This window comes from Vibrio sp. V10_P2A27P122, from assembly GCF_963874335.1.
GTDB classification, from domain to species: domain Bacteria; phylum Pseudomonadota; class Gammaproteobacteria; order Enterobacterales; family Vibrionaceae; genus Vibrio; species Vibrio anguillarum.
In genome coordinates this window covers 1-11,416 of sequence record NZ_CAWNHY010000018.1, presented here as the reverse complement: position 1 = coordinate 11,416, position 11,416 = coordinate 1, and the positions used below count along the sequence as shown (strand labels likewise).

Sequence of the window (11,416 nt, the reverse complement as noted above, 5' to 3'; positions counted from 1 at the left end):
CGGATGTTCGCTGCAAGTTTGCCTAAAATATCGCTCGTTCTCAGCAGAGAATCGCTATTCAAAGCAAAAAGCTCGCAGTTGCGAGCTTTTTGTTAGCCAGTTAGCTATTCAACCTTAGTCAAAAGCTGATTAATTGCGGTTAAGAATTGTGACGGATCTTCCATCGAACCACGCTCAGCGAGCGTCGCTTGACCTAGTAAAACTTCAACCCAGCGACCAAATACTTGTTCATCCGCTTCATCGGCCATCCGTTTCACTAACGCATGTTCAGGGTTAAGTTCCAAAATATACTTCACCTCTGGTACCGGTTGACCAGCCGCAGCAAGCAATTTTGCCATCTGCGTACCCATCTCATAATCGTCGGTCACAACAACCGCTGGAGTACTTGCCAGTTTAAAGGTAGTTCGAACCTCTTTGACACGATCGCCAAGGTACTGCTTCGTACGTTCAACCACCGATTTAAACTCTTCTTCAGTCTCTTTATGCTTCTCTTTTTCCGCTTCATCTTCGAACTGGCTCAGATCTAGCCCTGCTTTGGTGATGGATTGGAACATTTTTCCATCAAACTCAGTGAGGTAGTTCATCAACCACTCATCAATGCGATCAAACATTAAAATAACTTCGATACCTTTGGCTTTAAACTGCTCTAGGTGTGGGCTATTTTTGGCCGCAGCATAGCTATCGGCGGTGAGGTAGTAGATTTTATCCTGCCCCTCTTTCATCCGTTCAACATAAGCCGCTAAACTAACCGTTTGCTCTGCTGAGTCAACCTCGGTCGAGGCGAAGCGCAATAGGCTGGCGATCTTCTCTTTATTAGCAAAATCTTCTGCAGGCCCCTCTTTGAGTACCAAACCAAACTCTTTCCAGAAGGTTTGATATTTATCAGCATCATTGCTCGCCATACGTTCAAGCATGGTCAATACACGCTTGGTACAAGCATTACGCAATGATTGAGTCACCTTGTTATCTTGTAAAATCTCGCGTGAAACATTAAGCGGTAAATCGTTTGAGTCGATTAAGCCACGTACAAAGCGCAAGTAGGACGGCATAAATTGCGCAGCATCATCCATGATAAATACACGCTGAACATAAAGTTTCAAGCCTGATTTATGATCGCGATTCATCATATCCCAAGGTGCTTTCGCTGGAATATAAAGTAGGCTGGTATAATCGTTTTTACCTTCTACACGGTTATGGCTCCACACCAGTGGGTCAGCATAATCATGGGAAACGTGTTTATAGAACTCTTGATACTCTTCATCACTGATTTCTGACTTAGAACGCGTCCACAACGCCTGTGCTTTGTTGATTTGTTCCCACTGGGTCTCTTCAGTCTCGTTACCTTCGTCATCACGAACTTTGGTTTGGATAGAAACTGGAATTCCAATGTGGTCTGAATATTTAGAAATCACATCACGCAGACGCCATTCAGAAAGGAACTCTTTGCCTTCCTCTCGCATGTGCAAAATGATATCGGTTCCACGAGACTCTTTATTAATGCTTTCTACTGTATATTCACCTTCGCCTTGTGAATACCATTGAACCGCTTCGTTAGCAGGTAAACCCGCAGCGCGAGTTCTTACAGTGACCGCATCAGCGACGATGAAGGCCGAGTAAAAACCCACCCCAAACTGACCGATAAGCTGAGAGTCTTTAGATTGATCTTGGGATAGTTTAGAGAAAAACTCCGCTGTGCCGGATTTTGCAATCGTACCGAGATGTTCAATGACATCTTCGCGGCTCATACCAATACCGTTATCTGAAATGGTCAGCGTATTCGCTTGGGTATCAAACGATAATTTAACGCCTAAGTTGGCATCACCTTGATATAAATCGGCATTAGACAACGCTTGAAAACGAAGTTTATCCGCAGCATCAGAGGCATTTGAAATTAATTCGCGAAGGAAGATCTCTTTATTGGAATAAAGAGAGTGAATCATAAGATGAAGTAACTGTTTGACTTCAGATTGAAAACCACGAGTTTCTTTATTGGTAGTAGCCGTTTCGCTCATACTAGCTCCATAACATCTGAGTTATTTTCATTCACACACAGAGTGTGCAACCAAGGATGATTTGCTAGTAAGATGAGGCTGGCAATTGTAAATTCAAGGTCAATAATCATAAAAACACTGTTTTTTTCATTTATTTTGATTATGCTTGCCATAATTTTTATCAAAGAAAATAAAAACTAGCATAATGTTTCATCAATTGCTTCCCCAAGCAGGCTAGGTTGATGGACGGTTAAACATGCCAACAATAAGAAGATTATCATGAGTAACATAGGCACAAAATTCATCCTTGCTAACCGATTCACGTTTGATCCCAATAGTAACTCTTTGCTTGAACAAGAAAACGAACAAGAGGCTGTTCGCCTTGGTAGTAACGAAAGTCGAATTTTACTTCTACTTTGTGAACGCCCAAATGAAGTCATTACACGCCATGAACTGCATGAGTTTGTGTGGCGTGAACAAGGTTTTGAAGTTGATGACTCAAGCTTAACTCAAGCGATTTCAACACTTCGTAAGATGTTGAAAGATCAAACCAAATCACCAGAATTCGTCAAAACCGTGCCGAAACGAGGTTATCAAATGATCGCCTCGGTGACTCGAGCAACCCCTTACTCACAAAAAAACACCACCAACGAGCCTGAAGAGGAACCGTTACTGACCAGTGAGTCTATCCAAGACATTGACGCGGATACCACTTCGCAACCCGAAGAGACAACATCCCAAACCGTGACGACAGATCCACTCGCGAAAGTAAAAATAGGGAAAGAAAAGTTAACACTGCAAAGCAAATTGATGTTGGTTGTGGCTCTTTTCTTACCTATTCTGGCTCTCCTATTGACTAGCCCTGCACAATCAAAATTTAAACAGATTGCGGTTTATAACAACATAGTTGTGAATACGCCCATCAATCATCCAGACCTAAACAAATGGTTACCTTCTATTGAAAAATGCGTAAAAAAATACAATGAATCACATACTGGAGAACTGGCACCTAAGCAGGTGATTGCGACTGGTGGTCAAAATAATCAGCTCGTATTGAATTACATCCATAGTTCTGAGTTCTCGGGTGAAAATGTCACTTTACGAATTTTAGCTAACCAAGATGATTTGGCCAACGTGTGTAAATAAGGGCATAAATATGAATCCAAAAGTGGCAACCCTCATCTTAGCTATCTCTGCACTATTCAGTAGTTGGTTATACTGGGGCAGTGATTTAAAAATAGAACAAATCCTAACGGCGCAAGAATGGCAATCTAAAATGGTCACTGTGGTAAAACGCAGTCAACAGAATGATTCTGTTGGGCCAATCCGTCGGGTTGATGTCAATTCGAATGTAAAATATTTACCTAACGGTACTTATATTAGAATGTCAAATGTGAAGTTATTCGCCGTGGGTGGTGAAAGTGAAAGTTTCATTAATATCTCAGAAACCGGCACCTGGGATATCAGTGATAGCTACTTATTGATATCGCCTAGCGAATTTAAAAACATTAGTTCTAGTCAAAGTAAGGACTTTACCCCTGAGCAATTAGAACTGATTACTCAATTTTTCAAGATGGATGCTCAACAAAGCCGACGTATTGATGTCGTCAATGAAAAAACATTATTGCTCACCAGCCTAAGCCATGGTTCGACAGTGCTGTTTATCAATTAGCCATCGAGTAATCTGTAACTTTACTGAAGGGTCGAAAGGTCCTTTGTTGCGAATGGCCCTTACTTCTTCACAAAAGGTACACCATGGAAAAAGCCAATATTGAGATCTACTATTGCCGCCAGTGTAATTGGATGCTTCGAGCCACTTGGCTAAGCCAAGAGTTACTGCATACTTTTAGTGAAGAAATTGAATCTGTGCGTCTCTACCCTGATACAGGGGGACGATTTGAAATCATGTGCAATGGGCAACGTATTTGGGAACGTAAACATGATGGTGGTTTCCCTGAAGCAAAAGTTCTTAAGCAACGAGTCAGAGATATCATTGACCCAGAGCGAGATCTGGGTCATTCAGACAACAGGTAAATCAGATAGCGACCGGTTTAAGAGCTAGTCGCTAAACGATATTGCGCTAGTCCTTGCCCCTCTAGCCCCATTACTTGAAATAATCCATCCGTATAAATAGCGTAGCTTGGGGGAAATTCATTACGTGGAAAGGTCGCGGACCCCGGGTTGACAATAATGACATCATCTTGACCTTGCGCCATAGGGATGTGCGAGTGGCCATGGATCAAAACATCACCTTTTTTTAATGGTGGCCTATTTTGAGCATTATATTGATGGCCATGCGTTAAGAAAAAACGAGTTCCTGACTCCAAAACTACCCAACAAAAATCCATCATCATCGGAAAGTCGAGCAGCATTTGGTCGACTTCGCTATCACAATTGCCTCTGACCGCCACAATATGCGGCGCCCATCGATTCAAGCACTCCGCCACTGCGGTCGGATTATACCCATCAGGTATAGGATTACGCGGACCATGATTTAAAAGGTCTCCTAGCAGTACTAAAGTGTCTGCACCTGACTGTTCAAATAGACTGAGTACTTTTTCAGTAGCAGGCAGTGAACCGTGTAAATCCGAAGCAAAAAACAACTTCATACTTTTATCTCCGTATTTTGGAGCTACAGATTGTACGAATTTCAGCACACTTCGTCATCTCGAGTTATGGATAAACATTGTCATTTATCACCACGAACAATTCACGTATGCTAAATAAGTTTCCTATATTAGGTTAGATGGCAAACAAGCATCGCCACTTAACTAACATGGCTATCGTTCTCATCACCACCATTTAGGTGATATCGCACAGACCAATGAGGTAGAAACATGAAAATACTATTAACGGGAGGGACTGGCTTTATCGGTAAAGAGCTGATGAAACAGATTTTCACGCACAATATCTACCTCCTCACGCGCGATATAGAGCGTGCTAAGCAGCAGCTCGCCCATGTAGACAAAGGTAGTATCACCTACCTGACTTCCCTAGCGAGTTTAAAAGACGCGAATCAATTTGACGCCATTATCAATCTTGCAGGAGAACCGATCGCCGACAAACGTTGGAGCAAACAACAAAAAGCGATCATTTGCGCTAGTCGATGGGAAATAACAGAGCGGTTAGTTGAGCTCATCCATGCCAGTACTGAGCCCCCCTCCGTATTCATCAGTGGCTCGGCCGTCGGCTATTATGGTGACCAACAGTCTCATCCGTTTGATGAAACATTACATGTGCACCAACAAAGTTTTCCTCATCACGTTTGCGAAAAATGGGAGCGCATCGCACTCCAAGCGCAATCAGAAAAAACTCGAGTGTGCCTATTGCGTACGGGGATCGTGCTCGCTAGCGATGGTGGTGCTTTAAAGAAAATGCTGTCACCTTACCGTTTAGGCTTGGGCGGCCCTCTTGGTAAGGGTGAACAGTATATGCCATGGATCCACTTATTAGATATGGCACGAGCGATAGCCTATTTATTAGACACGCCACATGCACAAGGTGCTTTTAACCTCTGTGCTCCACATCCCGTACCTAATAAGCATTTTAGCCAGCTATTGGCGAAAACATTACGTCGACCACACATACTATTCACTCCCAAATGGGTTCTAAACCTTGCAATGGGTGAAGCGGCTGTTTTACTGTTTGACAGTATTAGAGCAAAACCTAAAAAGCTAACCGAGCTAGGATTTCACTTCCAGTTTTCACACCTAGAACCTGCGTTGAAAAATATATTACAACATCGTGCTTAACCAAAACTGGCCTATATTTTTTGTGAATAGCAAGGTATACGATAATGACAAAAGCGATACTTATCAGTGGATAAACCGACGGTTGCATAAAGTAGCACAACCAACTTAATTGTCATTAATTCGTAACATTCATGTGACATGATACAACTCTGGATATCCCCGTTAATCCAATACAAAGCGTTACATGTGGTACGACGAATATGACATTACACCAATTAAATTGGCTCAGTGTCGGTGTTGCGCTGACACTATTTTTAATATTATAGACACCTTTGCTTGCCCTCTCTTTGAGAGATAAAAAACGCTACTTTAACGGTAGCGTTTTTCATTTGCCCTTGATATTCCAATTTTCACCCCTATTTCTAAGACTATAAACTTGATTATCGCAAGGAAAATATCATGCAATCACCTTACATCGTTGAGGTCAATCAGCACAACTTTCGAGAGGTGTTCGAACGCTCAGTTGAGACTCCTATTCTCTTTTATTTTTGGGCACCCATGAATCAAGAGAGCGTACAACTCATTCCTGAATTACAAAGCGTAGCGCAACAACACAGTGGCGCATTCACCTTGGCTATTCTCAACTGCCAACAAGAACAGCAAGTGGCAGCACAATTTGGTGTTCAAGCCCTGCCAACAATCGCTCTGTTTATTAATGGTCAAGCGGTCGACGGTTTAGCAGGTGCTCAGACCATAGAAACAGTGAATACAATGTTAAACAAACATTTGCCAAGCCACGATGAAGTTTCGCTACAGCAAGCCTTAACGCTGATAGAGCAAACACAACATTCGCAAGCACTACCCTTGCTACTAAGTCTACCTGACGATATGAAAGCAAAAGCAGAGGTCAAACTGGCCCTCGCTGATGTGTTTCTGGAAACTCAGCAGTATGAAGCGGCAGAAACAGAACTGGAACGCATCCCACTAGAGTATCAAGATGGTTACTACAAAGGCTTAATCGCCAAACTGGAGCTGCACAAGCAAGCCGCTGACAGCCCAGAGATTCAAGCATTAGAAGAGATTTTTTCCGCTGAGCCAAACAACGCTCACATAGCAAGTGAGTTAGCGCTTCAATATCATCAAGTTAACCGTAATGAAGAAGCTCTCGAGCTGTTATGGTCATTTTTACAAAGCGACCTCAATTGCCTCGATGGCGGGCTCAAAAAAGTGTTTATGGACATTTTAAGTGCTCTTGGACAAGGAAATAGTGTGGCAAGTCTCTATCGCAGAAAGCTGTATTCACTATTATATTAATAATATCAAGCAATTAAACTGGAAACGTTCTGCTTTGATTGTTAAAAAACCAGTATCAAATCTCATTATTTCATTTGTTCCATATCGATAACTGATAGAGAATGATCAATAGCAAAGCTCAAACGTTGATGAGAATCGCTCCTATATCCAAATGACTTGGAGATACTGGCAGTCGGCAAGTGAGTTCATCCCCATAAGCACAATAAGCCCTATGATTGGGGTGAACGAACTTAGCTAACACAGCGGCCGTTTCAATAGAGAAAGGAACATCAACATTAGGATTATTTAATACTTAAAAGGAACCGTTATGGCTATTGATTCACTCGTCGCCGTTGGCATATTTGTATTCGTCGTTATTTCATTTATCTTTTCTGCCGTGAAAACCGTTTCACAAGGGAGCAATTGGACAGTAGAGCGTTTTGGACGTTACACACACACCCTACGCCCCGGTTTAAATATCATTATTCCGTTCATTGATCGCGTCGGACAAAAAATTAATATGATGGAACAGGTGCTTGATATCCCAGCACAAGAAGTGATATCCAAAGATAACGCCAATGTTGTTATCGACGCCGTTTGCTTCGTGCAAGTGATTGATGCTGCGAAAGCCGCCTATGAAGTTAGCGAACTACAACACGCCATTCGCAACTTAACTCTAACCAATATGCGTACCGTACTGGGCTCGATGGAACTGGATGAAATGCTCAGCCAGCGTGACATGATCAACACTAAATTGTTATCGATAGTCGATCAGGCGACTAACCCTTGGGGTGTAAAAGTCACTCGTATCGAAATTAAAGATGTACAACCACCAGCGGATTTAACCGCGGCGATGAACGCGCAAATGAAAGCGGAGAGAAATAAACGTGCTGAAGTGTTAGAAGCCGAAGGCGTACGTCAAGCACAAATTTTACGCGCCGAAGGCCAAAAGCAGTCTGAAATACTTAAAGCTGAAGGTGAAAAGCAGGCGGCTATTCTTCAAGCAGAAGCACGTGAACGCGCTGCCGAAGCGGAAGCTAAAGCGACGGAGATGGTTTCGAATGCGATTGCGCAAGGTGACATGCAAGCGGTTAACTACTTTATCGCTCAAGGATATACCGAAGCACTTAAAGCCATTGGTCAAGCAGAGAACAGCAAAATCATCATGCTGCCATTAGAAGCAACTGGGTTGATGGGTTCGGTTGCTGGCATTGCTGAAATGTTCAACCTAAAATCCTCACAAGATAAGTAGGCCTAACGTGATAGAGCTAATACAACAAATGAATTATTGGCACTGGCTCGCATTAGGCTTAGTGCTTGTTGCATTGGAACTGCTTGGAACTGCTGGGTATTTTCTTTGGTTAGGTATTTCCGCACTCATCGTTGGCCTTATCTTTGCGATGCTCCCCATCAGTTGGCAACTTCAGTGGATGGCTTTTGCAAGTTTATCACTCGTCACGACTTGGTTATGGTGGCGTAAACAATTTAAATCAGACCACGATGGTGACGAGACTCGTGATCTGAACCAGAAACAGAAACAGCTGATCGGACAAACAGCTCGTCTTAAAGAGAGCGTTCAAGAAGGGGCAACTTTTCGATTGCAGCTCGGCGATACGACGTGGACAGCGAAATGCCAGCAAAACCTAGAAGTTGATGTTGTGGTTAAAGTCGTAGATGTCGAAGGAATTGTGTTGATTGTTGAGCCTAAAGAGAGCCAGCCTCATTGAGTAAACATCAGTAAGAAAGTACATAAAAACCAAAAGTGATGAATTGCTTTTGGTTTTTTCATTTATGGGCAGCCCAATTGTAGTGTGTGCCTCGACAGCTCATTAGCTAATGAGCTCATTTTCACACTGACTTGTTCAAGTCGTTATGGCAACACTGCCCCTTCAAATTATCTATGATCGGGCATTCACTACCGCCGTCGCCTGGACATTCGGTAATCCACTCTTCTAGTTGCAACTTAATCAATGAAAGCTCTGCCAGCTTCTGTGATACTTGTTTCAACTTCTCTTGCGCTTTCTCTTTGACTGCAAAACTAGTCCGGGACGGATCGTTGGCAAGGGCGAGTAAGGATTTACATTCCTCTAAACTAAAACCAACGCGCTTGCATCGCGCAATAAGTAAAAGATCATCAATATGCGCTTGTTGATAATGACGGTAACCATTCTCTGAACGAAGGGGCGGCGATATCAGCCCCTTCTCTTCATAAAGACGAATGGACTTAGCGGTAAGTGCTGTTAACTGAGAAACTTGGCTAATATTCATAGGCTAACCATTGAGAAATACAAAGACAAAAACACAAAAGGCATGGGAGTTAACCATGCCTTGTTAGTGCTAAAAATACAATGAAATGCCATTTATGCAAGAAAAATAGCCTTTACTCTTGGCTAATCAGCCACGCTAGAATCGCTGCTTTATCGGCTTTGTCAGTTTTCTGGTACCAATCGGCCATCATGGTCACTAGCTTATTTTCGCTCACTAGCGGCTGATTAACAGCGGCACGGTTAGCAAAGGCCCAATTGGCAAATTCTTGTTGCTCCGCGCTAGTTGCTTCGCCATAGAGATACTGCACCATTGTGAAACTAGTTGGCACGGCAGTCGTTACCGGCTCTGCACTGATTACTGTCTCACTAGCTTGAGCAGGCATTGGAGCTGCTTGACCACGTTTTTGATTAAATCCGACCTGATTCAGTGCACTGATTGAGGCGACTTTCGCTTGCGAATTATATTGATAGAGCTCTTTTTCATAATCTCGGATCAGTGAAAAACCTTGTGTAACTAAAACGTCTTGTTGAAACTCCACTGACTGCTTAGCTGCATTAGTCAAGACAACCGCAGGGTTCTTATCAAATGCTTTGGCAGTGGTTTCATCTTTGACCATCGATGCCGGTTTAAGCAGCACCTTACTATTGCTTTGATTAAAACTCACCACGATCGCCGGTGATTTATATTTATTTTGATTACCACCAAAGTGAATTACTTTGTCAAAACGTACCAAAAGCTGGTTTGCGCCATCAGGTAGAGTAATTTCATTGGTATGGCCAAACGATATTTCAGGTTCAACGCCATTCACGGCTAGAATCTGGAGGTTTCGATCTATATTCACCACCACATCAGCGTAGGAGCTAGCAGAAATAACCATTCCTAATAACGCGCTAATCATAAGTTTGTTCATTATTACCTCCAGTTAAAAGGCGAGCTATCGCTCGCCTCGATTTACACTTTTAATCTATATGATTAGAAGTAGTATTCTACACCCATCAAGAAACGAGTTTGGTCATTGGCATCAGCATTGCCTTTGCCATCACCGTCAGCAGGGGTCATCATATCGTAATTACGCACGTCAAAGTAGAGTACTGCAGATGGGTCAAGTACATACAATGCGCGTGCTGTAATTGCACGACTGCTACTTTCTGCTTGTGTTTCACCACCAAATTTCGCTTTAGTCGTAGCAGAATAACCTGCTTTAAATAACCACTCAGATGTTGCCCAGTAAGCTAGTGTTGCAGAGTAAGCATCCTGTTTTTTCTCAACATTATTTACTTCGTTAGTCATATGTTTCCAAGCAGCTGTCAAGCTCAACTTGTCAGTAATAGATACGTTACCACCAACTAAGTAATAAGCAGCTTGGGCTTCATCTGTCTTAGCAGCCGTTGCATCAACCCATTTTTTCTCACCGTTAGAACTGTCAAATTCATAGTAGCCATCTTTAGCTGCAGTTACAGTTTTCTCTTTCGAACCAAGATAAGCACCACCGTGGATACCAAAACGTTCTGCGTTATAAGCTAACGCAAAGCTCACTACTGCGTTATCAGTAGAGCTTTCCATTTTGCTGGCAGATAGAGAGTATTTGAAACCACTGTAGTCTACAGAGTCAAAACGGATCACGTGGTCTGCACGGTCTTGGTAACCTGCACCAATTGCATTGTGCCAGTCAAATACATTACCTAAACCTGGGTTTGAGTGTGGCCAGTCTACATAATCGTAGATAGAAACAAGTTGACGCCCGACTTTGACTGTACCTACATCATCAAATGCTAAACCAAGATAGGTATCACGACCACCAAATTGACCACCAGTATCACCATTAAATGCGTTAGATGTTTCAATTTGCCACACAAAATCAGGGCCAAAATTATTGAATGATTGAGTGCCACGAAGCCCGACACGTGATTCAATTTCCACACCAACAGTATCATCTTTCGCGCTATCACCTTTACTTTCAAAGTAAAGGTTACCAGCAGCTTGACCGTACAACTGGACATTGTCCGTTAGTTGAGCAGCTTGAACACCAACTGCAGCCATAGCAACTGCAGCGCCTAAAAGAGTACGTTTAAACATTTTGTCCATGGAAAAACTCCTAAAAATAGATATAGCTGTTTTTTATTTCCCCCTTAAGTTGGCCGGCGAAGGAAGAAATCATTTCCTATGTTGAAA

The 11,416-nt window shown here is 42.7% G+C and carries 12 protein-coding genes; 7 read left to right on the top strand and 5 right to left on the bottom strand.

The window, feature by feature from the left end; translation table 11 throughout:
- Window positions 1-104: 104 nt before the first annotated feature.
- Window positions 105-2,012: a molecular chaperone HtpG gene (gene htpG / locus AACQ17_RS01250; RefSeq protein WP_013857307.1), complete on the bottom strand. Its 1,908-nt coding sequence runs from the start codon at window positions 2,010-2,012 to the stop codon at window positions 105-107.
- A gap of 258 nt (window positions 2,013-2,270) precedes the next feature.
- On the opposite strand from htpG, the gene AACQ17_RS01245 reads away from it, so the two are divergent.
- The 3 genes from AACQ17_RS01245 (at window position 2,271) to AACQ17_RS01235 (ending at window position 4,025) form a co-directional block, all read left to right on the top strand.
- On the top strand, window positions 2,271-3,137 hold the full coding sequence (locus AACQ17_RS01245) for a winged helix-turn-helix domain-containing protein (RefSeq protein WP_094167758.1): 867 nt from the start codon (window positions 2,271-2,273) through the stop codon (window positions 3,135-3,137).
- Window positions 3,138-3,147: 10 nt separating this feature from the next.
- On the top strand, window positions 3,148-3,663 hold the full coding sequence (locus AACQ17_RS01240; RefSeq protein WP_026027495.1) for a regulatory protein ToxS: 516 nt from the start codon (window positions 3,148-3,150) through the stop codon (window positions 3,661-3,663).
- Window positions 3,664-3,746: 83 nt separating this feature from the next.
- A complete protein-coding gene (locus AACQ17_RS01235) occupies window positions 3,747-4,025 on the top strand; it encodes a SelT/SelW/SelH family protein (protein WP_017045494.1) in 279 nt (92 codons plus the stop codon).
- 17 nt (window positions 4,026-4,042) lie between these two features.
- Here the strand turns inward: AACQ17_RS01235 and yfcE are convergent, their stop codons facing one another.
- On the bottom strand, window positions 4,043-4,600 hold the full coding sequence (gene yfcE / locus AACQ17_RS01230) for a phosphodiesterase (protein WP_026027494.1): 558 nt from the start codon (window positions 4,598-4,600) through the stop codon (window positions 4,043-4,045).
- Window positions 4,601-4,828: 228 nt separating this feature from the next.
- On the opposite strand from yfcE, the gene AACQ17_RS01225 reads away from it, so the two are divergent.
- The 4 genes from AACQ17_RS01225 to AACQ17_RS01210 all read left to right on the top strand — a co-directional run bounded on the left by AACQ17_RS01225 (window position 4,829) and on the right by AACQ17_RS01210 (window position 8,703).
- Entirely contained in the window at window positions 4,829-5,743 is a 915-nt protein-coding gene (locus AACQ17_RS01225; RefSeq protein ID WP_088732081.1) for a TIGR01777 family oxidoreductase, read from the top strand.
- A 399-nt stretch (window positions 5,744-6,142) separates the two neighbouring features.
- A complete protein-coding gene (locus tag AACQ17_RS01220) occupies window positions 6,143-6,997 on the top strand; it encodes a thioredoxin family protein (protein WP_094147287.1) in 855 nt (284 codons plus the stop codon).
- Between the two features lie 307 nt (window positions 6,998-7,304).
- Complete coding sequence (locus tag AACQ17_RS01215) at window positions 7,305-8,228, top strand: SPFH domain-containing protein (protein ID WP_013857314.1); 924 nt, start codon at window positions 7,305-7,307, stop codon at window positions 8,226-8,228.
- Window positions 8,229-8,235: 7 nt separating this feature from the next.
- On the top strand, window positions 8,236-8,703 hold the full coding sequence (locus AACQ17_RS01210) for an NfeD family protein (protein WP_088721046.1): 468 nt from the start codon (window positions 8,236-8,238) through the stop codon (window positions 8,701-8,703).
- Window positions 8,704-8,824: 121 nt separating this feature from the next.
- Here the strand turns inward: AACQ17_RS01210 and cueR are convergent, their stop codons facing one another.
- The 3 genes from cueR to AACQ17_RS01195 form a co-directional block, all read right to left on the bottom strand.
- Complete coding sequence (cueR, locus tag AACQ17_RS01205; RefSeq protein ID WP_017043453.1) at window positions 8,825-9,244, bottom strand: Cu(I)-responsive transcriptional regulator; 420 nt, start codon at window positions 9,242-9,244, stop codon at window positions 8,825-8,827.
- A gap of 112 nt (window positions 9,245-9,356) precedes the next feature.
- Window positions 9,357-10,154 carry a YccT family protein gene (locus tag AACQ17_RS01200; protein WP_013857318.1) on the bottom strand — a complete coding sequence of 266 codons (798 nt, stop codon included), beginning with the start codon at window positions 10,152-10,154 and terminating at the stop codon, window positions 9,357-9,359.
- A 62-nt stretch (window positions 10,155-10,216) separates the two neighbouring features.
- Entirely contained in the window at window positions 10,217-11,329 is a 1,113-nt protein-coding gene (locus AACQ17_RS01195; protein WP_013857319.1) for a porin, read from the bottom strand.
- Window positions 11,330-11,416 lie beyond the last annotated feature (87 nt).